Source organism: Amycolatopsis sp. NPDC004747 (genome assembly GCF_053601335.1).
In genome coordinates, this window is the sequence record NZ_JBSGBQ010000001.1 from 359,081 (window position 1) to 384,244 (window position 25,164).

26 protein-coding genes are annotated in these 25,164 nt (G+C 71.7%); 17 read left to right on the forward strand and 9 right to left on the reverse strand.

From position 1 onward, the window contains the following. Nucleotides 1–72: 72 nt before the first annotated feature. Entirely contained in the window at nt 73–1,026 is a 954-nt protein-coding gene (locus ACWEGE_RS01540) for a helix-turn-helix domain-containing protein (RefSeq protein ID WP_449658499.1), read from the forward strand. 49 nt (nt 1,027–1,075) lie between these two features. On the opposite strand, the gene ACWEGE_RS01545 is transcribed toward ACWEGE_RS01540, so the two are convergent. Continuing rightward, nucleotides 1,076–1,804 carry a D-Ala-D-Ala carboxypeptidase family metallohydrolase gene (locus tag ACWEGE_RS01545; protein ID WP_449658500.1) on the reverse strand — a complete coding sequence of 243 codons (729 nt, stop codon included), beginning with the start codon at nt 1,802–1,804 and terminating at the stop codon, nt 1,076–1,078. 35 nt (nt 1,805–1,839) lie between these two features. Further along, nucleotides 1,840–3,153, reverse strand: coding sequence for a GH25 family lysozyme (locus ACWEGE_RS01550; RefSeq protein ID WP_449658501.1), 1,314 nt, complete (start codon nt 3,151–3,153; stop codon nt 1,840–1,842). Nucleotides 3,154–3,298: 145 nt separating this feature from the next. On the opposite strand from ACWEGE_RS01550, the gene ACWEGE_RS01555 reads away from it, so the two are divergent. The 4 genes from ACWEGE_RS01555 (at nt 3,299) to ACWEGE_RS01570 (ending at nt 8,304) form a co-directional block, all read left to right on the forward strand. Beyond that, nucleotides 3,299–4,249: a Leg1-related protein gene (locus tag ACWEGE_RS01555; RefSeq protein WP_449658502.1), complete on the forward strand. Its 951-nt coding sequence runs from the start codon at nt 3,299–3,301 to the stop codon at nt 4,247–4,249. A 195-nt stretch (nt 4,250–4,444) separates the two neighbouring features. After that, on the forward strand, nt 4,445–5,119 hold the full coding sequence (locus ACWEGE_RS01560; RefSeq protein ID WP_449658503.1) for an NUDIX hydrolase: 675 nt from the start codon (nt 4,445–4,447) through the stop codon (nt 5,117–5,119). Nucleotides 5,120–5,143: 24 nt separating this feature from the next. After that, complete coding sequence (locus ACWEGE_RS01565) at nt 5,144–6,280, forward strand: phosphorylase family protein (protein ID WP_449658504.1); 1,137 nt, start codon at nt 5,144–5,146, stop codon at nt 6,278–6,280. Then, nucleotides 6,277–8,304 carry a hypothetical protein gene (locus ACWEGE_RS01570; protein WP_449658505.1) on the forward strand — a complete coding sequence of 676 codons (2,028 nt, stop codon included), beginning with the start codon at nt 6,277–6,279 and terminating at the stop codon, nt 8,302–8,304. The genes ACWEGE_RS01565 and ACWEGE_RS01570 overlap by 4 nt, the downstream gene beginning before the upstream one ends. 59 nt (nt 8,305–8,363) lie before the next feature. On the opposite strand, the gene ACWEGE_RS01575 is transcribed toward ACWEGE_RS01570, so the two are convergent. Next, a complete protein-coding gene (locus ACWEGE_RS01575) occupies nt 8,364–9,008 on the reverse strand; it encodes a TetR family transcriptional regulator (RefSeq protein ID WP_449658506.1) in 645 nt (214 codons plus the stop codon). Nucleotides 9,009–9,110: 102 nt separating this feature from the next. Between ACWEGE_RS01575 and ACWEGE_RS01580 the strand changes: the two genes are divergently transcribed. From ACWEGE_RS01580 to ACWEGE_RS01590, 3 genes are read left to right on the forward strand one after another with little or no spacing between them, the layout of a single operon-like run. After that, nucleotides 9,111–9,599 (forward strand): (2Fe-2S)-binding protein, encoded by a 489-nt coding sequence (locus ACWEGE_RS01580; protein ID WP_449658507.1) that lies wholly within the window; start codon nt 9,111–9,113, stop codon nt 9,597–9,599. After that, nucleotides 9,596–10,591, forward strand: coding sequence for an FAD binding domain-containing protein (locus ACWEGE_RS01585; RefSeq protein ID WP_449658508.1), 996 nt, complete (start codon nt 9,596–9,598; stop codon nt 10,589–10,591). The genes ACWEGE_RS01580 and ACWEGE_RS01585 overlap by 4 nt, the downstream gene beginning before the upstream one ends. Then, nucleotides 10,588–12,807, forward strand: a complete 2,220-nt coding sequence (locus ACWEGE_RS01590) for a xanthine dehydrogenase family protein molybdopterin-binding subunit (RefSeq protein ID WP_449658509.1) — start codon at nt 10,588–10,590, stop codon at nt 12,805–12,807. Before ACWEGE_RS01585 ends, ACWEGE_RS01590 begins: the two co-directional genes overlap by 4 nt. A 9-nt stretch (nt 12,808–12,816) precedes the next feature. Here ACWEGE_RS01590 and ACWEGE_RS01595 read toward each other — a convergent pair whose 3' ends face one another. Together ACWEGE_RS01595 and ACWEGE_RS01600 are read right to left on the reverse strand one after the other, a co-directional pair. Next, nucleotides 12,817–13,347 (reverse strand): hypothetical protein, encoded by a 531-nt coding sequence (locus ACWEGE_RS01595; RefSeq protein ID WP_449658510.1) that lies wholly within the window; start codon nt 13,345–13,347, stop codon nt 12,817–12,819. A gap of 205 nt (nt 13,348–13,552) precedes the next feature. After that, nucleotides 13,553–14,377 (reverse strand): hypothetical protein, encoded by an 825-nt coding sequence (locus tag ACWEGE_RS01600; protein ID WP_449658511.1) that lies wholly within the window; start codon nt 14,375–14,377, stop codon nt 13,553–13,555. 395 nt (nt 14,378–14,772) lie between these two features. On the opposite strand from ACWEGE_RS01600, the gene ACWEGE_RS01605 reads away from it, so the two are divergent. From ACWEGE_RS01605 to ACWEGE_RS01625, 5 genes are all read left to right on the forward strand, one after another. Continuing rightward, complete coding sequence (locus ACWEGE_RS01605) at nt 14,773–15,186, forward strand: cysteine/serine endopeptidase inhibitor (RefSeq protein ID WP_449658512.1); 414 nt, start codon at nt 14,773–14,775, stop codon at nt 15,184–15,186. Nucleotides 15,187–15,252: 66 nt separating this feature from the next. Continuing rightward, the gene (locus tag ACWEGE_RS01610; RefSeq protein WP_449658513.1) at nt 15,253–16,059 is read left to right on the forward strand and encodes a glycoside hydrolase family protein; all 807 of its coding nucleotides are present in this window, start codon (nt 15,253–15,255) and stop codon (nt 16,057–16,059) included. A 25-nt stretch (nt 16,060–16,084) separates the two neighbouring features. Beyond that, complete coding sequence (locus ACWEGE_RS01615) at nt 16,085–16,828, forward strand: thaumatin family protein (RefSeq protein WP_449658514.1); 744 nt, start codon at nt 16,085–16,087, stop codon at nt 16,826–16,828. A 45-nt stretch (nt 16,829–16,873) separates the two neighbouring features. Beyond that, nucleotides 16,874–17,527, forward strand: a complete 654-nt coding sequence (locus ACWEGE_RS01620) for a TetR/AcrR family transcriptional regulator (protein ID WP_449658515.1) — start codon at nt 16,874–16,876, stop codon at nt 17,525–17,527. Then, the gene (locus tag ACWEGE_RS01625) at nt 17,515–17,805 is read left to right on the forward strand and encodes a DUF6204 family protein (RefSeq protein WP_449658516.1); all 291 of its coding nucleotides are present in this window, start codon (nt 17,515–17,517) and stop codon (nt 17,803–17,805) included. The genes ACWEGE_RS01620 and ACWEGE_RS01625 overlap by 13 nt, the downstream gene beginning before the upstream one ends. Before the next feature lie 9 nt (nt 17,806–17,814). On the opposite strand, the gene ACWEGE_RS01630 is transcribed toward ACWEGE_RS01625, so the two are convergent. Beyond that, complete coding sequence (locus tag ACWEGE_RS01630; RefSeq protein ID WP_449658517.1) at nt 17,815–18,546, reverse strand: SGNH/GDSL hydrolase family protein; 732 nt, start codon at nt 18,544–18,546, stop codon at nt 17,815–17,817. A 112-nt stretch (nt 18,547–18,658) separates the two neighbouring features. On the opposite strand from ACWEGE_RS01630, the gene ACWEGE_RS01635 reads away from it, so the two are divergent. Genes ACWEGE_RS01635 through ACWEGE_RS01645 form a run of 3 tightly spaced genes read left to right on the forward strand, consistent with a single transcriptional unit; the run spans nt 18,659 to nt 21,206 of the window. Next, on the forward strand, nt 18,659–19,333 hold the full coding sequence (locus tag ACWEGE_RS01635) for a response regulator (RefSeq protein WP_449658518.1): 675 nt from the start codon (nt 18,659–18,661) through the stop codon (nt 19,331–19,333). After that, nucleotides 19,330–20,736 (forward strand): sensor histidine kinase, encoded by a 1,407-nt coding sequence (locus tag ACWEGE_RS01640; RefSeq protein ID WP_449658519.1) that lies wholly within the window; start codon nt 19,330–19,332, stop codon nt 20,734–20,736. Before ACWEGE_RS01635 ends, ACWEGE_RS01640 begins: the two co-directional genes overlap by 4 nt. Continuing rightward, complete coding sequence (locus tag ACWEGE_RS01645) at nt 20,733–21,206, forward strand: hypothetical protein (RefSeq protein ID WP_449658520.1); 474 nt, start codon at nt 20,733–20,735, stop codon at nt 21,204–21,206. The genes ACWEGE_RS01640 and ACWEGE_RS01645 overlap by 4 nt, the downstream gene beginning before the upstream one ends. Here ACWEGE_RS01645 and ACWEGE_RS01650 read toward each other — a convergent pair. The 3 genes from ACWEGE_RS01650 to ACWEGE_RS01660 all read right to left on the reverse strand — a co-directional run bounded on the left by ACWEGE_RS01650 (nt 21,196) and on the right by ACWEGE_RS01660 (nt 24,296). Beyond that, on the reverse strand, nt 21,196–22,389 hold the full coding sequence (locus ACWEGE_RS01650; RefSeq protein WP_449658521.1) for an acyltransferase family protein: 1,194 nt from the start codon (nt 22,387–22,389) through the stop codon (nt 21,196–21,198). The genes ACWEGE_RS01645 and ACWEGE_RS01650 overlap by 11 nt on opposite strands. Nucleotides 22,390–22,455: 66 nt before the next feature. Then, a complete protein-coding gene (locus ACWEGE_RS01655; protein WP_449658684.1) occupies nt 22,456–23,694 on the reverse strand; it encodes an FAD-dependent oxidoreductase in 1,239 nt (412 codons plus the stop codon). A gap of 8 nt (nt 23,695–23,702) precedes the next feature. Next, nucleotides 23,703–24,296: a TetR/AcrR family transcriptional regulator gene (locus tag ACWEGE_RS01660; protein ID WP_449658522.1), complete on the reverse strand. Its 594-nt coding sequence runs from the start codon at nt 24,294–24,296 to the stop codon at nt 23,703–23,705. Between the two features lie 104 nt (nt 24,297–24,400). Here ACWEGE_RS01660 and ACWEGE_RS01665 point away from each other — a divergent pair, with 104 nt between their 5' ends. Further along, nucleotides 24,401–25,132: an SDR family oxidoreductase gene (locus ACWEGE_RS01665; RefSeq protein WP_449658523.1), complete on the forward strand. Its 732-nt coding sequence runs from the start codon at nt 24,401–24,403 to the stop codon at nt 25,130–25,132. Nucleotides 25,133–25,164 lie beyond the last annotated feature (32 nt).

The window sequence follows — 25,164 nt, forward strand, 5'->3', positions numbered from 1 at the left end:
TGCCCGGGCCGCTCCACGACGGTGTTAACTTCCGTCCGTCATCCGCTGCCCGAGCGAGGTGTTCGAGTCACAGTGACACTGCACACGGACAAGTTCGCCGCCTACCTGCGCATGCTCAAAGACCGCAGCGGGCAGGGCTACGAACGGCTCGGCAAGCAGGCCGGCGCCAGTGGCTCCAGCCTGCACCGGTACTGCTCCGGCAAGAGCGTCCCCGCCGACTACCGCGTCGTCCACTCCTTCGCCAAGGTCTGCGGTGCCTCGCCCGCGGAACTGCGCGAACTGCACCAGCTGTGGGCCCTGGCCGACGTCGACCGCGTCGACGAACCCGGGACCGAGACCGGTGACCGCGCCGCGCCGCCACGTCGACGGCTTGCCTATGCCGCGATGGCCGTCGCGGTCGTGGTGCTGCTGGCCGGCGGTCTGGTCTGGCTCACCACCGGCGCGTCCGCACCCGCCTCCGGCCGCTACGCCGACCGGATGCTCTTCTCGGCCGCCTGCCAGCCCCCGGTGAGCATGGGGCAGCACGACGAGTGCGTCACCGAGGTGCAGAACCTGCTGGTCGCGGCGCACGGGCGGCTCTCGGTCGACGGTTCGTTCGGTCCGGAGACGCTGCGCCGGGTCACCGCGTTCCAGGTGCTCGCCGGACTGCCCGCGCGCGGTGTGGTCGACGAGGCCACCAAGACCGCGCTGTACGACCGCCGGACCAGCATGGCGACCTGGCCGGCGGCCTCGGTGGAGCAGCGGGTCCGGGCCGTGTTCACCGAGGTGCCGGACACCGCGGTCGCGATCGCCCGCTGCGCCTCGTTCCTCGATCCGCTCTGGGTGCTGCCGAACACCAACGGCAGCCGCAACTGGGGCGTGTTCCAGATCTCCGACGCCCGCCTGCTGGAGCTGGGCGGCTCGCCGCGGCAGGCGTTCGACCCGGTCTGGAACATCGACGCGGCGCACCGACTGTGGAGCGTGCGCCACGACTTCCACGACTGGCCGGCCTGCTCGGCGGCGCTGGCGGCCCCGCAGGCGCACTGAGCGCGGCCGGTGCCTGCTGGGGGACCCGCGCCGGTCCCCCAGCGGCAGGTCAGACCGTGCCGTTCTCCCACCACCACGACCGGCCGAGGTCGGCCCGGCTGTCCACGTGCTGGTGGTCGGTGTTGTAGGTCTCGAGGCCGGAGAACCCGCACGTCTCGGCCTTCTGGTAGACGGTCTTGTTGGCCACGCCCGGCACGTTCAGGTCGGCCGCGGTGCCGTAGAGGTGCATGCTGTCGCTCGCGCCGCCGATCTCGGCGTTGTGCGCGATGCTGCGGAAGCCGGAGTTCACCGTGATCGGCTTGTTCCCGAGCTTCTTGCGCAGCGCCTCCAGCTTGTACATGCAGCGCCGGGCGTTCTCCTTGGCGGTGGCCGCGCTGACCTTGCCGCCGTTGAAGGTGCCGCTGTCGCGGTCGGTGAACTCGCTGAAGTTGAAGTGCGCGGTGGAGCCATCGCTCTGCTCCAGCGCGTTGAGCGCGGCCTGGGTGGCCGGGCCGACCTGCGCGTCCACGCCGAGGCCGTAGGCCGCCTGGAACCGGCGGACCGCCGCCGCGGTGCCGGGGCCGAACTCGCCGTCGATCGAGACGCGGCTCTGGCTGGCGTGGTCGGCGGCCCAGCCCGCGACGCGGATCTGGAGCTCGGTCACGTCGGCGCCCGTGTTGCCCTGCACGAGGGTGCGGGACCACGAATACGCCTGGGCGGTGCCGGTCAGCAACAGGGGGCTGACCGCCGCGGCCGCGCCGAGCACCACCGCGCCGCGCAGCACTGTGCGGCGGCTCATGGAGGGGGTCATTCTCGTCCTTTCCTAGCGGGGATTCACCGGTTGGCGAGCTGGTCGAGATCGGCCTGGGTGCCGTTGAAGACGTCGCCGGTGGCGGGCGCGGGGATGCCGTCGGGGATGGCCGCGTCGGTGTACTGCCACATCAGCCAGGTCTTCGACCCGGCGGGCAGCGCCGGCTGGGTGACGGACTGCCGGTAGTCGGCGAGCTGCATCGGATAGCCGGACAGCGCCGTGGTGCCGCCCAGGCAGGCGTCCAGGAACGACTTCTGGGTGTAGATGATCGGGGTCCGGCCGAACGCCGCCTGGACCTTGTCCAGCCACGCCTTGGCGTCGGCGACGGTGACGTACGGCGGGCAGCCGCCCGAGCCGTCGTCCTTCCACTCCAGGTCGAACACGGGCGGCAGGTCACCGGCGCGCTTGCCGGTGTACCCGGTGGCCTTGACCGCGGCGATGAACCGGTCCGCCTGCGCGCCGCCCGTGTTCGCCGCCGTGCCCGTGTAGAAGTGGTACGGCCCGGCGGCGAGGCCGGCGTTGCGGGCGGCGGGCAGGTCCGTGGCGAGGTAGTCGTCGGTGACGTTCAGGCCGCGGGTCGCCTTGACGGTCGCGAACTCGACCCCGGACGCCTTCACCGCACCCCAGTCGATGGCCGCGCCGCCGGGGTGCTGGTACTTCGCCGTGTCGACGCCGTCGATCGGGTGCCCGGCGGGCTTCGGCGGCGTGCAGTAGGTGTTGCGGCTGGACCAGTCGGTCACCTTCGCCCACGTGGTGGGCCCGGCGATGCCGTCGGCGCTGGCGTTGACGCAGTGCTGGAACTGGATGACGCGGGTGCGGGTGCCGTCGCCGAACTGCCCGTCGATCGTCAGCGGCGGGTAGTGGCCCGGCTCCATCGCGAGGTTGAGCCGGCACTGCAGTTCCTTGACCTCGGTGCCGGCCGAACCGCTCTGCAGGGTCGGGCGGGCGGTGGAAAGGCCGCACACGACGCTCTGCGCGGTGTCGGCCGTGCCCTGGGTGGCGCACTTGCGCGGCCGCGCGGACCAGGAGTTGAGGGCGGCCCAGGTGTTCGGCCCGATCCGGCCGTCCACGCTCAGGGCCGCGCACTTCTGGAACACGCGCACGCGGGCGTCGGTGGCCGGGCCGAAGGAGCCGTCGGCGCCGATGGGCGCGTACCGGCTCGCCTTGGTCGCCAGGTTCAGTTCGCACTGCGCCTCGGTGACCGCGGCGCCGGTCGCACCTTGGGCCAGGGTGGGCTGGCCGGCGGTGTGCCCGCACACCGCAACGGGTTCGGCGGCCGCCGCGGCCGCGGCGGGGAACACCAGCAGCACCGCGACGGCCAGAGCGAGTCTTTGCATGGCGTGAAGGCTGGCAGCGCCCGGGGTGCCGATCGCCCTTCGGCGACCGACCCGGGACGCCGGGACGGTCCCATGCCGCCGGACCAGCGGGAATGCCACTGCCGTGGGACGCGGCAGGGACGCCGGACCGCGCTACATTCACGACGTGACCCCACTCCATCCACCGGAGCTGGCCGACCTCGACCTCTACGCGGTCTGGGTCTCCGCGGCGGAGTTGACGGACCGGTTCGACCCGTTCCGGTTCGAGCACCGCATGGCCGCCTACCGGCGCCTGATCGACGCCACGAACGCGGGCGGGCTGTTCGGGGCCGACAACCGGCACAATCCCCTGTGGGCCTGGACGTTCCAGCTCCAGTGGCAGTGCCGCACCGACCGGCTGGGAGCCACCACACACGCTGACGGGACGATCGATCCGGACGCGCCGTGGGCCTACGGCAACTACACCCTCAGCGTGATCCCGTGGCTGGGCGCGGAACGGGCCGGGGTGGTCGCTCCACTCGAAATCGCCGACGCCCCCGGCGCCGCCCGGTTCCGGTACGTGCGTGGCGGCGTGGTCCCGGACGAGCTGGCACCCAGCGTCGAACAGTGGCGCCGCTACTTCGCGATGGTCACCGGCACCCGGGCCCCGACCGACTTCGAGCCACTCCGGATCGCGCTGTGGAAGGCGCACAAGACCTGCCTCGACGTCGTGGTCACGAAGATCGCGGACATCGACCCGGCTCCGTTCACGCCGCTCGAACTGACGTTCCTGCGCGGCTGGTGCCGGATGGTCGACTACCTCGGGGCGGCGGCCTGGCGCACCGACTTCGGCTTCATGATCGAGCACGGCCTGGACGTGCTCCCGGAAACACTGCTCGAGCAGCGTTCCGACCTGTCCACGCTGCCGGACCGGGTGAGGCGCAACGTCGCCAACGTCCTCCGCTTGGCCACCACCTCACCCCGCCGCCACGCGCTGAACCTGTGGCTGTGGCGGCGGATCATGCGCACCAGGGCCGCTCGGGACGAGGTGCTGACCCTGCTCGACGCGGTGTTCGACCCGCGGCGGGACAACGCCGCCGCCCGCAGGCGGACGCTCGGCCACCTGTTGCGTCCGTGACCACCCGGCGCCGTGGCGTCCGACGTCCCCGCGTCCGCCGCAATCACCTGACATGAGGCGACGCCGAAGTCACCCGGATGGCCTCGGTCCCCGCACTCACAGTCACCTCGGAACCAGGGAACTTCACCTTTACTGTCTATCTGACAGTAAAGTACCGTCTGGGGCGTGGCAGACAACGATTGGACTCCCCCTCCAGTGCTGCTGGCCGTCGATCTGGTGATCTTCACGCTTCGCGACTCTGTTCTCCACGTGTTGCTGGTCGAGCGAGGAGTCGATCCGTTCCGGGGAACACTGGCCCTCCCGGGCGGGTTCCTCGAACACGACCGGGAGGACGTGCTCGCCGCCGCGCACCGGGAGCTGCAGGAGGAGGCGAACCTCGACGCGGCGCAGCTGCACCTGGAGCAGCTGGGCGCCTACGGCGCCCCCGACCGCGACCCCCGGGGACGCGTCGTTTCCGTGGCCTACCTCGCCATCGCACCCGGTCTTCCCGAGCCGCTCGCGGGCACCGATGCCGCCCGAGCCTCCTGGACGCCGGTTCCGGACGTCCTCGCCGGCCGGACCAAGCTCGCGTTCGACCACCGGGACATCCTCGACGACGGTCTGGAGCGCGCGCGCTCGAAACTCGAGTCCTCCGCTCTGGCCACCGCCTTCTGCGCGAACACCTTCACCATCAACGAACTACAGCGGGTTTACGAGGCGGTGTGGGGAGTCGAGCTGGATCCGCGGAATTTCTACCGGAAGGTCCAGGCGACGAACGACTTCATCGTGCCCCTCGGCGACGAACGCCGAGCCGGCCGCGGCCGCCCAGCCCGTCTTTTCAAAGCCGGAAACCAGACCACGCTCTATCCGCCGCTCGTACGCCCCAACTGAACCGTCACGACCTGAGGGGAACGCATGACCGACGACCTGGTGGTGATGCTCACCGCCTTCAACGACGAATACCAAGCAGTCCGCGAAAGGCTGACCGATACGAAGATCGTCCGCCACGACAAAGGCACCCGCTTCGAAATCGGCACCATCCCGGGCACGTCGTGCCGCGTCGCGCTCAGTCTCACCGGCAAGGGAACGCATCCCGCCGCCGTCCTCGCCGAACGCGCGATACAGCACTTCTCCCCGGTCGCACTCATTTTCGTCGGTGTCGCGGGCGCGTTGTGGGACACCCCGCTCGGCGACGTCGTCGTCGCCACCCACGTCTGCGCCTACCACGGCGGCACCAGCGAGGACGACGGGCTCAAGGCTCGCCCGCGGGTTTGGGAGATCGCGCACGAGGTCAGTCAAGTAGCCCAGCACGTGGCCCGGACCGGCGAGTGGGCCCGGGACACCCCGCCGGGCACCAAGGCGCACTTCGGGGTCATCGCCGCCGGCGAGATCGTGCAGAACTCACGGTTGTCCGCCGAAGCGCGCTGGATCCGCGATCACTACAACGACGCCCTGGCGATCGAAATGGAAGCGGCGGGCGTCGCGCAAGCCGGGCACCTCAACGGCGCTCCCGTCGCGGTCGTGCGGGGAATCAGCGACCTGGCCGACGGCACCAAATCCACCAGTGCGGACCGGAAGTGGCAGCCTGCGGCCGCGGCCAACGCGGCGGCATTCGCCGTCCAGCTCGCCAGTGACCTCATCAACGAACAGGAACTCCTCGCCATGGACGACAACGCCACCCAAGACCGTCACGGCAGTGTGTACAACTACGCGACCGGGCCGGTCGGCATCCAGGCCGGCTCCGTCACCGGGAGCACCGTCTGGCAGAACGCGTCCCCGAATCGTCCCGACGCGCCCGATTTTGCCGCGGAACTGGCCATCCTGCGCGCCGAACTGAAGCGGGAACGCTCCCGCGGACAGCTCGACAACGCGACTTACGAGGCGGCCCGGAACGAACTCGACATCGCCGACGAGGCTCTGGAGTCCCCGACGCCCGAGAGCCACAAGACGTTCCTGCTGGCGCTCAAGCGGCTCGGCGGCCTGATCGGGGATCTGGCCGGGTTGGCGGCGAAGATCGCAGCCCTCATAACGGCGGCGAAGGGATTGTCATGACGGACAGTGGCCCGAAGACCGAAAACACCGCCACCGGCGGATCCCATGTCGGTATCCAGGCCAACGAAGTCCACAACTCGAACGTCTACCTGCTCGACTCGAACGCATCGCCCGAAGAGAAATACCGGGTGGGCCTGGCCTACCTCCGAGACGGCGTGCCGTCCGAAGCCCGCAGGCTCATCGACGACGCCAGGGCACGCGGTCTCGACAGCGCCGAGGTCCGGTTCCACTGGATCCTCGCCATGCTCAGCAAACGTTCGTACCGCGACCTGAACACCGAAGAGCGCGAACGGCTGGCGGCCGTGCCCCTCACCTGCGCGGAGCTGCTCGAGGACGAATGGACGCAGTCGCTGAACGCCTTGTGCGAACTGCTCGAATACTTCGGAAAGACCGGCGGTGACCCGAGTCACGCGCTCAAGGAACTGGCCAAGCTGCCGACGGGGCAGCGCGAGATGATCGTGCGCCACCTCGACCTCGTGCTCACCGGCAGCCTGAGGGACAACTTCTGGGCTGAGACCCGGCAGAACGCGAAACTGATGCGGTTCGCCGACGGGCGGGAGGACTCCGTCTGGGCCTACTTCCAGCCCGATCCCATCCCGCCGCGAGCCCGCCGTCCCGCGCCGAGCACCACCACGCCGGGGGACCGCGCGCGGGCCGCGATCGGCACCCTGACCGGCGGCCTCGCCACCGCGTTCGTGATCAAGACGATCATCCAGAGCGGGCGCCCCGTGCCGATCGTGGCCTGCCTGCTCGCCGTCGCCACCGCGTACGTCGCCGCACACAGCGCCCTGAACTGGGGATACCGGCGCGGGCGCTTCGCCGCCAAGGAGCGGCTCTACCTTGTCAGGCGAAGCGCCGATCTCGATCCCGCTCCGGGGTTCACCCGGGACGTGGCTCGCTCGTTCGAGTACTACTTCATCAAATACGGCCCCACGGACGCCGACCCGGACACGGAACGGAAGAAGCGCAAGAAGTGGATGTCCGAGACCAAAGGCGTCCGGGCCGCGCTGTGCGACGAGATCGCCGTTCTCTACCGCGAGGAGCGGATCGGCGTCGGCCGCGTCAGGTGGCTCATCCGCTACCTCACCAGGGAGACGTACAAGCGCTGGACGGCCGGCACGCTGTTCCCCCATCGTGAGCGGTATCGCGTCTCCAGGTCGATGAAGGCTCGCTGCGTGGTGTCCACGACCGCTTTCCTCGCCCTCGCCGTTTACGTCGTCTCGGTGGCGGTGGACGTCGCACTGATCCCCAGCACGGCAGCCGTCTTCATCGCGGTGGTCGGGACCTGGGCGGCCGGCGCGGGGTGGTCGCGCATCCTCAACGAACGCCGCCGGATCAGGGACAGCTGGCAGGAGCACGACGAAGTGCTGGCCGCCCGCCAGGTCGAGTACGAACGCTGGGTGCGGAAGCTGGACGACACGCGCCCGACGGAGACGAAGATGGAAAACTGGCTCACCGCCGACAAGACCATGGCGCTCGACGAGGCGTTGAAGCACTACCGGCTCGCCTGGCGCGATGTCCTCGCCCACACGTTCCTGCAAACCCCCGGTCGGCCGTGCAAACGAGCGCGGGACCGCTTCGGGCCGTGGCGGTACTCGAAGTACGACCTCCGGATCTTCCTGCTCACCCAGGAAGGCGTGCGCGAGATCGGCACCGAGATCGACTTCGAGCACGGTGTGCACAAGCTGCAGGAACGGAACAACTTCCGCTTCGATGCCGTCTCCTCGGTCCATGTCGCCGCGACCACCGAACTCAGCTACACCTTGGAGCTGACGCTCATGAACGGCGAGCCGCGGAACATCCGGGTCACCGACTCGGCCGGCGACACCGCCGATGCGGGCAAGGACGCCCGCTCCCTGGCGATGATGAGCCTGCACGCCGCTGGGTTCGCTCACACCCTGCACATCCTGGAGGGCATCGCGGCGGAGGGGAAGAAGTGGATCGAGCGCGACCCGTACATCAACGCACAGGCAGCCACCGGCCTCGACTCCGACCTTGAGTCTCCCGAGTTCGACGAATCGTGACACCGCCGAGGCGAATGCACCACGATGTCCGTCCGGGCCGGCGGTAGCGTTATCGGTCGTCAGCGCAAGGAGGGCAGGCCGGCGGCCAAGGCGGCGAGCGCACGCTTCAGCGTCGGGGCGAGTGGCACGCATGCCGCGGCGAGGTCCGGGTTCTGCGCGTAGACCTCGCGCAGCGTCGGCGGTGGGTTCGCCGCCGGGTACAGCATCCCCGCCAAGCCGCTGGCTGCCGCGACCAGCTCGAACGCTTCGCCCTCGGTCAGGTCCGGGTGTGCCCGGGCGACCGCCGCGCCGAGTTCGGTGATGGTGCTCAGCACCCCTCGCTTGAAGTCGCGGGCGGCCGGGACCGAGACGTTGTGCTCCAGGGACGTCGCGGTGTGGCCCAGCAGGTCGCAGAACAACGTCCGTTCCGCGAGCGTCTCGGCCAGGACGTCGACGACGTCGTGGCCGGCCGCGAGCCGGCGGGTGACCTCGTCCGCCCAGTCGCGCCAGCACGCGGACGCCAGCTCGAGGTAGATCTCCTCGCGGGTGCCGAAGTAGCGGGTGACGTTGGACTTGGCCAGCCCCACGGCCGTGGCCACGCTGCCCAGGCTCACGTTGCGCACGCCGGATTCGAGCGCGAGCTCGCGGGCCGCGGCCAGGATGGCCGCGCGCCGTTGCTCCTTCTGCTCCGGCCTCCTGGCCCGCATGAACATCGACTGAGACATGTCTCAGCCATCATACGGTCCACTTAACAGGACAACGTTCTCTTGTTAAGAGGACGACGTCCTGTTAATTTGGCGGCACCGTCACGAGCGAAGGGGATCCACGTGGTCGAAGTGCGGTTGCGGGTCAACGGGGTCGACGAGCTGCTCGACCTCCCACCACAGGTCAGCCTGCTCGACGCGCTGCGCGAGCGGCTGGGGCTGACCGGCACGAAGAAGGGCTGCGACCAGGGCGCCTGCGGCGCGTGCACGGTCCTCGCCGACGGCGAGCGGATCAACTCCTGCCTCGCGCTGGCCGTGCAGTACAGCGGCCGCGAAATCACCACCATCGAGGGCGTCGACGACCCGCTGCAGCGGGCCTTCGTCCGCAACGACGGCTTCCAGTGCGGTTACTGCACCTCCGGCCAGATCTGCTCGGCGATCGGGATGCTGGCCGAGCACTCCGGCGGCGCGCCGAGCGCGGTCACCGAACACCTCGCCGCCGGCGGCGACGAACTGACGGACGCGGAGATCCGGGAGCGCATGAGCGGCAACCTGTGCCGCTGCGGCGCCTACAACGGGATCGTCCAGGCCATCCAGGAGGTCGCGAGATGAGGTCGTTCACCTACCTGAGCGCCCCGGACGTCGAAACGGCGGTCCGCGCGATCGCCACCGAACCGAACGCGAAGTTCCTCGGCGGCGGGACCAACCTCGTCGACCTGATGCGCGAGGACATCGAGCAGCCCGACGTGGTCGTCGACATCACCCGGCTGCCGCTGACCGGGATCGAGGAGCTGCCCGGCGGCGGCCTGCGGATCGGCGCGCTCGTCCGCAACAGCAGGCTCGCCGCCCACCCCCTGGTCCGGACCCGCTACCCGGTGCTGGCCCAGGCCGTCCTCAACGGTGCTTCGGCCCAGCTGCGGAACATGGCGACCGTCGGCGGCAACCTGCTGCAGCGCACCCGGTGCCTGTACTTCTACGACGGAGCGGCCGCGTGCAACAAGCGTGAGCCCGGCAGTGGCTGCGCCGCGATCGGCGGGTTCGCCCGCAACACCGGCGTCCTCGGAGTCAGCGACCACTGCATCGCCACGCACCCCTCCGACATGGCCGTCGCGCTGGCCGCGCTCGACGCGGAAGTGGAAGTGGAGAGCACGCGCGGCGTCCGCCGTCTCCCGCTGACCGAGCTGCACCGCCTGCCCGGCAGCACTCCGCAGGTCGAGACCGCGCTGGCCGCGGACGAGCTGATCACCGCCGTCGAGCTGCCCGCCCTGCCGGTGGCCGCGCACTCCCGCTACCGCAAGGTGCGCGACCGCGCGTCCTACGCCTTCGCCCTCGTCTCCGTCGCGGCGGCGATGACGACCGAAGACGGCCTCGTGACCGACGTCCGGCTGGCCCTGGGCGGTGTCTCCGCCAAACCGTGGCGGGCCCGCGAGGCCGAGCGGATCCTGCTCGGCGCCCCGGCGACCGAAGAGTCCTTCCGCCGGGCGGCCGCGGCGGAGCTGGCACCCGCGGTGGGCCGGCCGGACAACACCTTCAAGATCGAGCTGGCCCAGCGCACGATCGCCGCGACGCTGCGGCAGCTGCTCACCGACGGGAGTGCGGCATGACCACGACCCTGCCCGCCACCGAAACCGGCGGCCCCGTCGTCGGCCGGCCGATCGACCGGGTCGACGGCACGGCCAAGACCACCGGCGCCGCCCGCTTCTCGGCCGAATACCCCCTCCCCGACCTGGCGCACGCGGCGCTGGTCCACTCGACGATCAGCCGCGGCCGGATCACCGCGATCGAGACCGACGCCGCGGCCGCGGTACCCGGCGTCGTCGCGGTGCTCACCCACCTGAACGCTCCCCCGCTGAAACCGGCCCCGAAGGTGAGCCCGCTCAACCTCGCCACGCTGGTCTCCGGCACTTCGGTCGACTACCTCAACACCGACGAGGTGCACTGGGACGGCCAGCCGGTGGCGGTCGTCGTCGCCGGCACCCTCGACGCCGCCCGCGAAGCCGCCGGGCTGGTCACCGTGACCTATGAGCCGCTTCCGTCCACTGTGGACTTCGCGGCCGAAGAGCAGCACGCCAAACCGCAGAAGAGCAACCTGATCATGTCCGGCGCGGCGAAGAAGGGGGACGCCGAGGCCGCGCTCGCCGCCGCACCGGTGTCGCTCGACCTGCGGTTCACCACGCCGACGCACCACCACAACGCGATCGAGCCGCACGCGACCACCGCGGCCTGGGACGGCGACCGGCTGACCGTCCACGACGGCACGCAGAACATCGACTGGGTCCGCACGCACCTCGCGCTGCGGTTCGGTGTCCCGACGGCGAACGTGCGGGTCATCGCCCCCTTCGTCGGCGGCGGCTTCGGCGGCAAGGGCATGGTCTGGCCCGGCACGATCCTCGCCGCGCTCGCGGCCCGCGCGACCGGGCGGCCGGTCCGGCTGATGCTCACCCGCGAAGGCGTCTACCGCACGGTCGGCGGCCGCACGCCGTCCACCCAGCGGGTCGCGCTCGGCGCCGGCACCGACGGCAGGCTGACCGCGCTCATCCACACCAGCGTGACGCGCACCGGGCGCGTCGGCGGCGGGCCCGAGCAGGTGACGTCGCAGTCGAGGCACCTCTACGCCGCCGAGAACATCCTGGTCCAGCAGAACCTGGTCGAGCTGGACCTGATCCCGAACACCTCGATGCGCGCGCCCGGCGAATCGATCGGGACCTACGCGCTGGAGGCGTCGATCGACGAGCTCGCCTACCGGGTCGGCATCGACCCGATCGAGCTGCGGATGCGGAACGAACCGGCGGTGAACCCCATCGACGGCAAGAAGTTCGCGCACCGGATGCTGCGCGAGGCCTACGCCCAGGGCGCCGAGCGGTTCGGCTGGGCCGACCGGACGCCGGAACCGGGGTCGATGCGCGACGGGCGGTGGCTGGTCGGGATGGGCGTCGCGTCGGCGTACCACCCGGCCTGGCAGTTCGCCGCCAGTGTCACGGTCCGGCTCTCGGTCGACGGCACCGTCCTGGTGCGGTGCGGCTTCCACGAGATGGGCATGGGCGGCGCGACGGCGCAGGCGCAGATCGCCGCCGACGCGCTCGGCGTGCCCTTCGAAGCGGTCCGGGTCGAATACGGCGACTCCACGCTGCCGGTGAGCCCCGGGGCGGGCGGGTCCATGCAGACGGCGAGCATCGCCAACAGCCTGCTGGCCGCGTGCGAGAAGCTGAAGAAGGAACTGGACGCACTCGCCAACCGCTCCGGTGCCACCGGCGACAGCCCGGCGACGGTCCTGGCCAAGGCCGGCGTGCCGTCGGTCGAAGCCGCCGTCGGCTCCGACACCCGGTTCGGCCGGGTGACCGGGCAGCTGAAGTTCATGGCGAAGTTCCTCCGCGACCAGCGGCGCTGGATGAAGGCCGCCTGCGGGGCCCAGTTCTGCGAGGTGCGCGTCGACCCGGACACCGGCGAGGTGCGGGTGTCGCGCTGGGTCGGGGTGTTCGACGTCGGCCGGGTGATCAACGCCAAGACCGCCTCGAGCCAGCTGCGCGGCGGGATCGTGATGGGCATCGGCATGGCACTGGCCGAGGAGACCCTGGTCGACCCGCGCACGGGCCGGATCATGAACCCCAGCCTCGCCGAGTACCACGTCCCGGTGCACGCCGACATCCCGCCGATCGACGTCAGCTACCTCGACGACCCGGACCCGACGATGCCGCTCGGCCTGATCGGCGTGGGCGAAGTGGGCATCACCGGCGTCGCGGGAGCGATCGCGAACGCGGTCCACCACGCGACCGGCAAGCGGATCCGCGACCTGCCCATCACCCTGGACAAGCTGTTGTAGGACCCGGCGTCAGGCCTTGAGGTCGAAGCCCGTGACGTACCAGGCTCCCGCGTGTTCCGCCACCTTGATGCCGAGGCTGAACGAGCCGGTGTCGCCGGTGGCACCGATGAGCTCGAGATCGCGGAGCGTTCGGCCGTCGAGCTTGACCGCCGTGTCCGGGACGGTGGCCTTGCCGCCCTTCGGTGTCACGGCGGCCACTTCGACCTTCCCCCGCGGGGGAAGGTCGACGCCCGGCTTCGCCCACGCCGAACGCAGCGACTTGGCGCTCGCCACGGCTTGGGGGCTGCGGCACAGGGTCTCGGCGTCTTGGCCGGCGGGCAGGAGAGGAGCGCTGGAAAGGCAGGCCTCGGTGTACTGCTCTTCCAGGATCTCGGTGACCCACCGCTCGACCGCGACTGCCGGCGTTTTCGCGACGGAAGCGGGCGGCGCCGGAGACGACCGGGCCGGGCTGCTCGCCGCCGGGCTGGCGGGGCCGGCCGGGGCCGGGCTCGCCGAACCGGCCACCCGGGCCGGGCCACACGCCGCCACGAGCAGTGTCATCGGCGGGAGGAACCACCGCGCCGCTGACCGCATCGGGCTGCCGATCAAGGCTTTCCTCCTGGCTCAGCCGGTGTTCCGGCGCCGGGCTCCGACCGGGCGGATCCTGGTGGCCGGAGCCCGGGAACGTCAACCGGCGTCGGGGAAGACTGCCTTTTCGGCCATCCTCGGGTGCACGCCGCGAAGTCCGGTGTCGAGCCGGGCGGATTCAGCGCAGATCCGCCTCCGGCGGTCGGCCCGCTGCGGTGGCCCGCGATCCGGCGAGACGGCGCTGGAGGTCGAGCGCCGCCTTGGCCCTCGCGAACTCCACCGGGGTGAACGGCAGCAGCGGCCGGGTCACCACCACCACGCCGCCGTCGGGGTCGGCCAGGCGCAGCGCCGTTCCGTCGATGCCTTCGCCGGCCCCTTTCCCCCGGCGCCCGGCGGGCTTCCGCTCGACGGCGCAAGCGCCCAGCACCGCCGGCAGCAACCGGCCCAGGTCCGGTTCCTCCGCGGCCGCCATCGTCAGCACGCGGGTCGGCAGGTCGACGAACTCGTGCACGTCCGCCGGCACCACCCGCACATCCCGGCCGCCGCCCAGCTCGGCGACCGTGGCGATGTCCGCCGCGGTCGCGCCGTCCGGCGCGCGGACGAGGAACTCGTCCACCACGCCGTCCGGTACCGCGAGCACCTGCAACGAGACGATGTCGTAGCGGTGCGCCGCCAGCGCGGCCGTGACCCCCGCCAGGCTCCCCGGCACGTCGCTGACCGTGGCGCGCATCCGCCACGCGACCCCGGTCCGCCGCGGGACTCCGCCCTTGGCGCCGCGCGCCGGGTTCGGACGGTGGGTCCACCACCGGCGCGCCGCGGCGGTGGCGACCAGGAGCCCACCCAGTCCGAACAGCACGATCGGCCCGACGCGGTTGTGCGACAACGTGCTGACGAACAGGTCGGCGACCCCGGTGGCGATGAACAGGGCAGCGAGCTCGACCAGCTCACGGGTGATCGAGCTCGCTCGGCCGGCGGCTTTCGGCGGTACCTCGGGTTCGGTCATGCGGCCAGCGTCCGCGCCGTCCTTTACCCCCGCCCTCGCCGCCCTGTCACGATTCAGTTAATCCGCCCACCGCGTCGAGGGCGGGCAGGCCGCGCGTTCCGCCTCATGGCCCGCGCACCGTACGAATGACCGGCACCCAGTAGTGATCTTCCGACGATTTCGGGAATTGCCCGCGATCATGGCAAGCGATTCCGAATCGGGAGAATTACCTCCCCGTTGTCAACGATGACAGCCGATCTTGTCCGGACAATTCTTTGTCATAGCGAAGTATTGCACCTGGCCGTAGTATCTGGCGCGGCACCGCGGAAACCGGCCACTCCGTGTGGCTCGACCCCGATTTCGCGGTGCCTCCGACAAGAATCGGTAATGCGTCACGAACAAGGGAAAGGGACGGAATGCGCAAGACCATCAAGTCGCTCGCCGTGCTGGCCGCCGCTGCCGCGCTTCCCCTGACGACGAGCGGTACGGCGTGGGCCGATATTCCGTTCGACCAATCGGTCAACGGGCGCGCCACCTACTACAACGACGCCGGCTTCGGCGCCTGTGGCACCCAGATCAACGCCGCCACCCAGCTGCTCGTCGCGGCGCCGGCCGCGTACTGGACGACGGCCAACCCGAACAACGACCCGTTGTGCCGGGGCGTGTCCATCCGGGTGTCCTACAACGGCCGGACCATCACCGTGCCCGTGGTCGACAAGTGCCCGAGCTGCGACAGCGCGCACATCGACCTCAGCCAGCCGGCGTTCGCCCAGCTGGCCGACACCAACCTGGGCAACATCCCGGTGACCTGGTCGTTCGTGCGCTCGTGACCTCAGCGCCTGCCTCCGGCGGCACCGCCGGAGGCAGGCCGGTCCTCTGCCTCGGGAGCAGGTGGTATGAACCAGTTAAGGAAGATCCTCGTCCTCGCGGCCGTGGTCGTGGCCGCCCTCGGCGGCCTGGCCGGCCCGGCAGGCGCGGCCGGCACCAAGAAGGGCGTCAGCGCGGCCGCCTTCACCGGCGTGACGACGGCCCTCGCCGACGTCGGCGCCCGGTGGTTCTACACCTGGGCGTCGGACACCCAGGGCATCACCGCACCGGCCGGCACGGAGTTCGTCCCGATGATCTGGGGCGCCGGCTCGGTCACCCCGGCCCAGCTGGCGCAGGCGAAGGCGGCCGGCAGCACGCTGCTCGCGTTCAACGAGCCCGACCTGGCCGGCCAGGCGAACATGTCCGTCGAAACGGCACTGAACCTGTGGCCGCAGCTGCAGGCGACCGGCCTGCGCCTGGGCGCGCCCGCGGTGGCCTACGGCGGCGACACGCCCGGCGGCTGGCTCGACCGGTTCATGAGCGGCGCGGCGGCGCGCGGCTACCGCGTCGACTTCATCCCGCTGCACTGGTACGGCGGCGACTTCTCGGCCGCCGCGACCGGGCAGCTGCAGTCCTACCTGCAGGCGGTGTCCAACCGCTACCACCGGCCGATCTGGCTCACCGAATACGCGCTGACCGACTTCTCCGGCCCCAGTCCGCGGTACCCGTCCGCGGCCCAGCAGGCCGACTTCGTCACCCGGTCCACGGCGATGCTGAACGGGCTGTCGTTCGTCGAGCGGTACGCCTGGTTCTCGCTGTCGACGTCGACCACGCCGACCGGTCTCTACACGGGCACCACCCCGAACTCCAGCGGCGTCGCCTACCGCGGCGCCTGAGTTGCCAAGAACGGAGGTCGAACCCATGCTTTCCAGGCGTTTCTTCGCGGTCGCCGCGGCGATCGTGGCGGCTTTGACGGTGAGTTCGCCGTCGGCTCCGGCCGAGGCGGCGGGCAACCACACCGTCACGTTCGTCAACGGCTCCGGCCAGACGATCTGGCTGGGCAGCACCGTGAACGCCGACCAGTCGGTCAACTTCTCGAGCCTGCCGGCACTCGCGCCCGGCCAGTCGGCGACCGTGACGGTCCCCGAGACGTCGGCGCCCGGGCACTGGCGGGGCAAGTTCTTCGCGCGCCAGGGTTGCACGGGCACCTCGGGCCGGGACTTCCACTGCGTGGTCGGCGACTGCGGCGTCTACGCCGACCACTGCGCGACCGGCGAGCAGCCCGCGAGCCTGGCCGAGTTCAACTTCGACACCGCGGACGGCCTCGCCCCGTGGTACGACGTCAGCTACGTCAACGCGTTCTCCCTGCCGATCACGATCGAGCCGGTCAACGCGAGCGTGCCACCGGGTTCGGCCTCGTGCGGCACGGCGGGCTGCCCGGAGAACCTGCTGTCCTACTGCCCGGCCGAGGACCGCCGCTACTCGCCGAGCGGCACGCTGGTCAACTGCGTCAACCCGAACCGCGACGCGCCGACGAGCTACAGCGACGCGATCAAGTCGCACTGCCCGAAGGCGTACGCGTGGTCCAAACAGGACACCGAGCCGGGCAACCAGACGGTGTACCAGTGCGCCGCCTGCACGGGCTTCACGGTCACCTTCCGGTAGATATTGGAGTGGACTCCAAAATTGGAGTTGAGTTAAGCTAGGCCCATGACCGAGGGGCTGCGGGAGCGCAAGAAGCGCCGGACACGGCAGCGGATCATCGAGGTGGCCCTGGGGCTGTTCGTCGAGCGCGGCTTCGACCACGTCACGATCGCGGAGGTCGCCGAGGCCGCGGAGGTGTCGGTGAACACCGTCTACAACTACTTCCCGGCCAAGGAAGACCTCGTTCTGCCGCCCGAGGAAGCGTCTCCGCAGCGGCTCGCCGACATGGTGCGGCGGCGCCGCGTCGGCGAGTCCGCTGCGGACGCGATCCTGCGCGAGCTGCGCGAGGAGGTCGGCCGTCGCGACCGGAAGCTCGGGTTGACCGGGGGTTTCGGCCGCGTCTTCGCCATGATGCGGGCCGCGCCGACGCTCCTCGCCCGGCTCGAGTCGCTCGGACGGCAGATGACCGACGCGCTCGCCGCCGTGCTCGCCGGGGAGACCGGCGCCGCCGCGGACGACCCGCTGCCCCGGGTGATCGCCTTCCAGCTGGGCTGCTTCCACTCCCTCGTGTACGCCGAGATCGGCAAGCTCGTCGCCGAGGGCCGCCGGCCCGACGCGATCGCCGAGGCCACGCTCGACCTGCTGACCGCCGTCGAGGACGTGCTCGGCGACCGCGTTCTCACCTACGCCATCCGAAAGGACCCGCCGTGTTCCGCGTGACCATCCGAGGCAAGTTCGGCGAGCTGGACGAGGCGGGGAAGGCCGCCGTGCTGGCCGCCGGCGACACCGCCTTCACCGAGGCGGGCACGTTCACCCACGACGGCAGCGTTTCGGCGTTCACCTTCCGCTGCCAGGTGCCGGCCGGCCACGCCGAAGACGGCGAGCGGGAAGCGACCCAGCGCGCGCTGGCGGTGCTGGACGCCCACGGCCACCCGTACCAGGTCCTGCGCACGGCGGTGACCGACATGCGCCGGATCAAGATCCGCCGCAAGCACTGACCGCGGCCGTCAGCAGCCCTGGAAGTGGCGGTCCGCCGACCAGCCTGTGTTCGCCCAGGACTGCGGCGGCGCCGGGGTGAAGCCGGGGAACTGCTTGGCCAGCTCGGCCAGCAGCCACGCCGTGAAGCGGGCGGCGCCCTGCGGGCACGTGTGGATCCCGTCGGTGCTGCGGTCGGGCTTGCCGTCCTTGGTCTGCTGGTAGGTGGCGCCCCAGACCGCGGTCGCGTCGAGCAGGCTCGCCACCGTCCGGGCGACGTCGGGGGCGCGCTCGAGGTCGGCCATGTGGGGCTGGTAGAAGTCGTCGGGCCGGATCGGCGGCATGGTGACGAACAGCAGTTTCGCACCGGCCGCGGTCGCCGTCGCCAGCAGCTTCTCGTAGGCCGTCTGCTGCTCCGCGCGGCTGCCCCAGTCGTAGGTGGTGAGCTGGTAGACGACCACGTTCGGCTTGGCCGAGGCGATCCGGCCGGCCAGCTCCTTCGCGTTGTCGTCGGCGGCCGGGCCGACCACGTTCCCGCCGCCGTCGGCCGCCGCCGAGGTGAACGCGGTGCCACCGGCCCGGAACGCCGCGGCCAAGGGCAGTGCTTCGCCGACGGCGACGGAATCGCCCGCGAAGAGCACTTTGGACAGTGCCGGAGCCGGGCCCGAGGTGGTGGGGGCGGTCCCGGTGGTGCCGCCGGAACAGGCCGCGGTCAGCAGGAGCACCCCGGCGAGCCCGATGGCGAGATTCGCTTTCCTGATCATGGGTCCGACGGTGCCGACGCGGTGTCCCGGCGCTTCCTCCGCCGTGTCCCGATCGTGTCGCAGGCTTCCCGGCGGCCGGGGCCGGGCCGCCGGGTCCGGCCATACTGGGCCGGTGGCGGCGATCTTGCTCATCGAGGACGACCCCCTGGTCCGGCGCGGGCTCGAGCTGGCGCTGTCCCGGCACGGGCACGACATCCGCACCGCGGGCACCGGCGAGGAGGGCCTGTGCGAATTCGGCACCGCCCGGCCGGATCTGGTCGTGCTCGACCTGATGCTGCCGGGCATCAACGGTGTCGAGGTGTGCCGCCGCCTCCGGTCGGCCGGGCCGGTCCCGGTGATCATGCTGACCGCGCGCGGCGACGATTTCGACGTCGTCGCCGGCTTGGAAGCGGGCGCCGACGACTACGTCGTCAAGCCCGCCCAGCCCACCGTGCTGGACGCGCGGATCCGCGCGGTGCTGCGCCGCAGCGCGACCACCGCCGACGGCGTGCGCACTCACGGCGACCTGCGGATCGACACGACCGCACTGACGGTGTCGGTGCGGGGCGAGCCGGTGGCACTGACCCCGACCGAACTGCGGCTCCTGCTGGCCCTGTCGCGGGCGCCCGGCCGGGTGTTCAGCCGGCAGCAGCTGCTGGAAGAGGTCTGGGAGCACGACTACCTCGGCGACTCCCGGCTGGTCGACAACTGCGTGCAGCGGCTGCGGGCGAAGATCGAGGCCGATCCCGCTGCCCCCGGCCACGTGCAGACCGTGCGCGGCTTCGGCTACCGCTTCGGGCCGCGGTGACCTGGCGGCCCCGCGGGCTGCGGCCCCGGCTGCTGGCCGCGTTCGTGCTGGTGACCGCGCTCGGCGCGGGCGCGGCAGCGTGGACGGGGGCGAACTCGGCCGCGGCGTCGCTGGTGACCTCGGCCCAGCAGCGGATCACCGACAGCGTCACCACCGCCATCGGGGCGATCACGCCGCAGCTGACCTATCCCCCGACGCAGGACGCGCTCGACCTGCTCCGTACCACCGTCGGCCCGGACACCCTGGTCACCTACCGGGACCTCCGCTCGGCGAACGGCGCCGACCTCGGCCTGATCACCGGCGACCTCCGCACCACCGTCCGCAGCCGCGACCGGCTGGTCACCCAGCGGATCACCGACGGCGGCCGGCCGTGGCTGCTGGTCGGCACCCCCGTCGCGCTCACCGCACCGGACGGCACCCGGACGCCGTCGGGCATCGAGGTCTACACCGTCCGCGACCTCACCCCGGTCGAGGAGCAGCTCGGCGGGCTCGCCCGGTCCGCCGCCGGCTCGGCCACGCTGGCGATCGCGCTCGCGGTGGTGCTGGCTCTGCTGGCCGCCCGCAGCGTGCTGCGCCCGGTCCGTGAACTCCGGGACACCGCACGCCGGCTGGCGGCCGGCGATCTCGCCGCGCGTTCGGCACCCGCCGGCGCCGACGAGCTGGCCGAGCTCACCGTGACCGTCAACGAGATGGCCGAGTCGCTCCAGGCCTCGATGGCGACCGTGCGCCGGATGGAGGCCGACGCGCGCCGGTTCGCCGCGGACGTCTCCCACGAGCTGCGCACCCCGCTCAGCACGCTGACGGCGGTGGCCGAAGTGCTGGCCGCGTCGACCGACGGCATGGACGCCGACGCCCGGGAGTCCGCGGAGCTGGCGATCGTCGAGACCCACCGGCTCGTCCACCTGGTCGAGGACCTGATGGAGATCTCGCGCCTGGACGCCGGCACCGCGTCGCTGCGGATCGAGGCGATCGAGGTGGCCGCGGCCGTGCGGGACTGCCTGCGTGCCCGCGGCTGGCTGGACCGGGTCGACCTCACCACGCCCGGGGGAATCCTGCTGCCCGCCGACCGGCGCCGGCTGGACGTGATCGTGGCCAACCTCGCCGGAAACGCGCTGCGGCACGGCGCACCGCCGGTCCGCGTGCACGTCTCGGCCGCCCACGACGAGGTGCGGATCGAGGTCACCGACCACGGACCCGGCCTGCCCGAGGACGTCCTGCCGCACGTGTTCGACCGCTTCTACAAGGCCGACGCCGCCCGCACCCGCACGCCCGGCAGCGGGCTCGGCCTGTCGATCGCGAGCGAGAACGCCCGCCTGCACGGTGGCGAGCTCACCGCGGGCAACACCGCCGAGGGCGGCGCACGGTTCGTGCTCCGCCTGCCCCGGTATCGGGAGGACGCGTGAAACGGATCTGGCCGGCCCTGGTGGTGCTCCTGCTCGCCGGGTGCGGGGTTCCGCCCGCCGGGATCACCGACGCGGGCGAGGCGCCGACCGGCGTGGCGGCCGGGATGACGCTGTACTTCCTGGACGCGCACAACCGGCTGCGGCCGCAGCTGCGGCCCACCGGTCACCTGGGCACGATCGCCGACGCGCTGGCCCTGCTGCTGTCCGGCCCGGCCGGCGACGGCCTGCACACCGGCATCGCCCGGCAACCGGTGACCCAGGTCGTGGTGACCACCGCGCCCGGCGTGATCCAGCTGGTGACGCCGTTGACGATCGAGGACGTGACACCGCCGGGTATCGACCAGATCGTGTGCACCGCCCTCGGCGTCCACGTCCAGGCCGGCGGGACGAGGACGATGCAGGTCCAGGTCCGGTTCGTCCAGCCCACCCCGGCATCGGACCTGCGGCGGACCTGCCCGCTCATCCGGTGACCGGGCTCAGCCCGGTGACGTCGACGGTGACCGGCGCCGGCCCGGGCGCGGTCAGCCACAGGACGGCCAGCCCGGCCATGACCGCCGCGAACACGAGCGCGCCGCGGCGTCCCCTCGCCCACCGTGCGCGGAACCGGATCGGGTTCTCGACCAGGTGCGTCGAAAGCGTGGCGACGCCGACGGCCCCGGCGAGCACCAGCACCGTACGAGCCCAGCCGGGCACCGGCGTGAGCAGCACGAACACCGGCCAGTGCCACAGGTACAGGCTGTAGGAGATCCGGCCCAGCGCCCGCAGGGGACGCCAGGCGAGCGCCCTGGCGAGGGTCCCGGCGGGTGCCTGCGCGCACAGTCCGATCAACAGCGCGGCCGCGAGCGAGTGCGCGAAGAGCCCGCCGGTGAACAGCCACGGTGTTCCGACGCCGTCGACGAACAGCCACGCGGCGGCGATGCCCGCCGCCAGCACGGCGCTCGGCCACGGCGAGGCCACCCGGGCCAGCGCCGACCGCACCGGCCGGGTGGCGGCCGCGGCGCCCAGCAGCAGCGAGAACGCCCGCGTGTCGGTCCCCGTGTACACGCGGGTCGGGTCCGCGTCGGCGAGCAGGATCATCGAGATCAGCGAGCCGGCCGACGCGACGGCGGCCAGCACCAGGACGCGGCTCTCCACCCGGCGTCCCCGCCGGGCGATCACCAGCAGCAGCACCGGCCAGACGAGGTAGAACTGCTCTTCGACGGCGATGCTCCACAGGTGCTCGAACACCCGCGCCGCCCCGAACCGGTCCCAGTAGCTCGCCGATTCCGCGAGCAGGTGCCAGTTGGCGAGGCTCAGCTGCACCCACGGGCCGTCCGCGAGCGTCGTGCGCACCAGATCCGGCGGTCCCACGGCGAGGACGAGCAGCGTGACCACGGCGAGCACGACCGCCAGCGCGGGCAGCAGCCGGCGGACCCGTCTGCCCCAGAAGGCGGCCAGTGACACCGCGCCGGTCGTCTCGATCTCCCGCAGCAGCAGCTCGGTGATGAGGTAGCCCGACAGCACGAAGAACAGGTCCACGCCGAGGAAACCGCCGGGCAGGTGGCCGGTGTGGAACAGCAGCACACCCAGGATCGCCAGGCCGCGCAGGCCATCCAGCGCGGGCAGGTGCCGCTTGCGTTCACCGGACGGCCGGATTGTTTCGGTGGTCGCCATGCCGTCGAAGGTGCCGCGCCCGGGTCAGGACGCCGTCCCCGCCGGGTCGCAGTCGTGTCGCGACGGTCACCCGGCGATCGCCCGTTCGCCCCGGCGGGCGAACGCCGGGGCGCGTTCCGGGCGGAAACCGACGCCGATCAGGTGGGCCGCGAGCGTTCGGGCGAACGGCAGCGCGGCCGCCACCGTCAGGAGCGGGCCGGGCGGGCCGGCCTCGGTGCCGTTCACGATGGGGCCGGCGAGGTCGGCGTGCATGATCCGCTGCAGCCCTTGCACCAGCAGCAACGGCAGGCGCCGGCGCCGGCGCACGCGGGCGAGGTCGGTCGGCGTCACCTCGCCGCGGCGCAGCGGTTCGGCCAGCAGGGTCGCCGCCGCGACGGCGTCCTGGACGGCCAGTCCGATTCCCATGCCTCCGACCGGCGACATCGCGTGCGCGGCGTCGCCGATGCACAGCAGCCCGTCGGTGTGCCAGCGACGCAGCCGGTCGAGCCGCACGTCCAGGTGCTTGACGTCGTCCATCGAGGACAGTTCGCCGACCCGGTCGGCGAACTCCGGCAGCAGCTGCGCGAGGTCGGCCCGGAAGCGCTCGATGCCGCGGGCCCGCAGCGCCGCGTCCGTGCCTTTCGCGGCCACGTAACCGATCTGAAGGTATTCCTCCCGCGGGATCACCACCGCGAAGCACCCCCGGCCGGGCCGCCGGTTCAGCGTGCTCAGCTGCTCGCCGGGACGGCGGGAGAGCCGGACCCACCACGTGTCGAACGGGACGTCGAACCCGGTCACCGGCAGCCCCGCGGCCGCACGCAGGAGCGAATCCCGGCCGTCACAGGCGATCGTGAGCGCGGCCCGGGTCTCCCCGGACCGGTGCCGGACCCCGGCCACCCGGCCGTGTTCGCGGATGACCGACGTCACCGGCACACCCATGTGCAGGTGAAACGCCGGTTCCGCGCGACCCGCTTCGGCCAGCAGGTCGAGCAGGTCCCACTGCGGGACCACGGCCAGGTACGGATGCCGGACGCCCCAGCGGCGCAGCGCCGCGAAGTCGGTGATGGGCCGGGTCCCACCTCGCCGCCCGGGCAGCGTGACCGCGGTGACCCGGGTCTGCGGCAGCTGCGCGAAGCGCTCCCCCAGGCCGAGGTCGTCGAGCAGGTCGAGGGTCGCCGGGTGGACGGTGTCGCCGCGGAAGTCGTGCAGGAAGTCCTCGTGCTTCTCCAGGACGGTGACCTCGACGCCGGCCCTGGCCAGCAGCAGGCCGGTGATCATCCCCGCCGGACCGCCGCCCACGACGAGGCACGTCGTCCGCTCCGGAATCCTCACCGTCAGCGCCCGACAGACCGCTCGATCATCTCCAGTGCGGCGGTCTTGGCCCGCCGCACTTCGTCCTCGCCGATGCCCGACTTCTTCAGGAACTCGATCCCCTGCATGACGGCGATCAGCGCTCGCGCGGTCGCCTCCGGATCGATGTCCGCGTCGATCTCCCCGCGGTCCCTGGCCTCGGTGATCCGCCGGGTGAACAGCCCGAGCGACCCGGCGTAGGCCCGGCACGTGCGGGACCGGACCTCCTCGTCCTGCGCGCTCAGCGCCGCGGCGCTGTTGGCCATCAGGCAGCCTTGCGGCGGCAGGTCCATCCGGCCGCCGTCCTCGAACAGGACAGCCGAGGTGACCCCGTGCCACGGGCTCGGGTCGGCGGTCACCGCAGCCTCGAGCCCGCCGGCCTGACGAGCGGCGTACTCGTCGAGGATCCGGACGAACAGGTCGTGCTTGCTGCCGAACGCCCCGTAGAGGCTCTGCGTTCCCAGGCCGGTCGCCTCCGTGAGGTCCTGGATCGACGTGGCCGCGTAACCGTTGCGCCAGAACGCATCCCGCGCGGCGGCGAGGACGACCTCCTCGTCGAACTTCCGGGGCCTGGGCATACCGCGACCCTACCAGTTATGGAGTGACCCCTCAAATTTGACAAACGGCGCCGCCTTGGGTGTATTTGAGTGAACACTCCATAATCCACCGAGAGGACGTCCCCATGACCACCCGACCGCTCGAAGGCAAGACCGCGCTGGTGACCGGAGGATCCCGGGGCATCGGCGCCGGTGTCGTCGCCCGGCTGGCTGCCGACGGCGCACAGGTCGCCTTCACCTACGCCCGATCGGGTGCCCGCGCGGAGGCCGTCGCGGCCGAGGCCGGCGCGTATGCGATCCAGGCCGACAGCTTGCACGAGCAGGACGTCGAGGCCGCCGTCGCGCAGACCGCCGACCGCTTCGGCGGCCTCGACATCCTCGTCAACAACGCCGCCGTCGCCAGCTTCGCGCCGATCACCGACCTGAAGATCGCGGAGATCGACGCGATGCTGACGGTCAACGTCCGGTCGGCGGTCGTCGCCATCCGCGAGTCGCTGTCCCACCTGGGCGACGGCGGCCGGATCATCAACATCGGCAGCATCAACGCCGACCGCGTGCCGCTGCCCGGCCAGTCGATCTACGCACTGACCAAGGGCGCGCTGGCGAGCCTCACCCGCGGCCTCGCGCGCGAACTGGCCCCGCGCGGCATCACCGTCAACAACGTCCAGCCCGGTCCGGTGGACACCGAAGCCAACCCGGCCGACGGGCCCATCGCACCGGCCCTGCTCGACGTCATGGCCACCGACCGGTACGGCACCGCGGCCGAGGTCGCGGCCTTCGTGTCGTACCTCGCCGGGCCGGAGGCCGCCTACATCACCGGCGCCAACCTGAACATCGACGGCGGCTTCACCGCGTGAGCCGGCCCGGACTCCCGCGGTCCCGCCTGATC

What these genes read in the sequence shown, in the direction of transcription:
- ACWEGE_RS01550 (WP_449658501.1), bottom strand. Translation starts at nt 3,153, where the DNA reads ATGCAAAGACTCGCTCTGGCCGTCGCGGTGCTGCTGGTGTTCCCCGCC.
- ACWEGE_RS01665 (WP_449658523.1), top strand. Translation starts at nt 24,401, where the DNA reads ATGACCACCCGACCGCTCGAAGGCAAGACCGCGCTGGTGACCGGAGGA.
- ACWEGE_RS01620 (WP_449658515.1), top strand. Translation starts at nt 16,874, where the DNA reads ATGACCGAGGGGCTGCGGGAGCGCAAGAAGCGCCGGACACGGCAGCGG.
- ACWEGE_RS01595 (WP_449658510.1), bottom strand. Translation starts at nt 13,347, where the DNA reads ATGACACTGCTCGTGGCGGCGTGTGGCCCGGCCCGGGTGGCCGGTTCG.
- ACWEGE_RS01605 (WP_449658512.1), top strand. Translation starts at nt 14,773, where the DNA reads ATGCGCAAGACCATCAAGTCGCTCGCCGTGCTGGCCGCCGCTGCCGCG.
- ACWEGE_RS01585 (WP_449658508.1), top strand. Translation starts at nt 9,596, where the DNA reads ATGAGGTCGTTCACCTACCTGAGCGCCCCGGACGTCGAAACGGCGGTC.
- ACWEGE_RS01545 (WP_449658500.1), bottom strand. Translation starts at nt 1,804, where the DNA reads ATGAGCCGCCGCACAGTGCTGCGCGGCGCGGTGGTGCTCGGCGCGGCC.
- ACWEGE_RS01630 (WP_449658517.1), bottom strand. Translation starts at nt 18,546, where the DNA reads ATGATCAGGAAAGCGAATCTCGCCATCGGGCTCGCCGGGGTGCTCCTG.
- ACWEGE_RS01615 (WP_449658514.1), top strand. Translation starts at nt 16,085, where the DNA reads ATGCTTTCCAGGCGTTTCTTCGCGGTCGCCGCGGCGATCGTGGCGGCT.
- ACWEGE_RS01610 (WP_449658513.1), top strand. Translation starts at nt 15,253, where the DNA reads ATGAACCAGTTAAGGAAGATCCTCGTCCTCGCGGCCGTGGTCGTGGCC.
- ACWEGE_RS01570 (WP_449658505.1), top strand. Translation starts at nt 6,277, where the DNA reads ATGACGGACAGTGGCCCGAAGACCGAAAACACCGCCACCGGCGGATCC.
- ACWEGE_RS01590 (WP_449658509.1), top strand. Translation starts at nt 10,588, where the DNA reads ATGACCACGACCCTGCCCGCCACCGAAACCGGCGGCCCCGTCGTCGGC.
- ACWEGE_RS01650 (WP_449658521.1), bottom strand. Translation starts at nt 22,389, where the DNA reads ATGGCGACCACCGAAACAATCCGGCCGTCCGGTGAACGCAAGCGGCAC.
- ACWEGE_RS01565 (WP_449658504.1), top strand. Translation starts at nt 5,144, where the DNA reads ATGACCGACGACCTGGTGGTGATGCTCACCGCCTTCAACGACGAATAC.
- ACWEGE_RS01575 (WP_449658506.1), bottom strand. Translation starts at nt 9,008, where the DNA reads ATGTCTCAGTCGATGTTCATGCGGGCCAGGAGGCCGGAGCAGAAGGAG.
- ACWEGE_RS01660 (WP_449658522.1), bottom strand. Translation starts at nt 24,296, where the DNA reads ATGCCCAGGCCCCGGAAGTTCGACGAGGAGGTCGTCCTCGCCGCCGCG.
- ACWEGE_RS01600 (WP_449658511.1), bottom strand. Translation starts at nt 14,377, where the DNA reads ATGACCGAACCCGAGGTACCGCCGAAAGCCGCCGGCCGAGCGAGCTCG.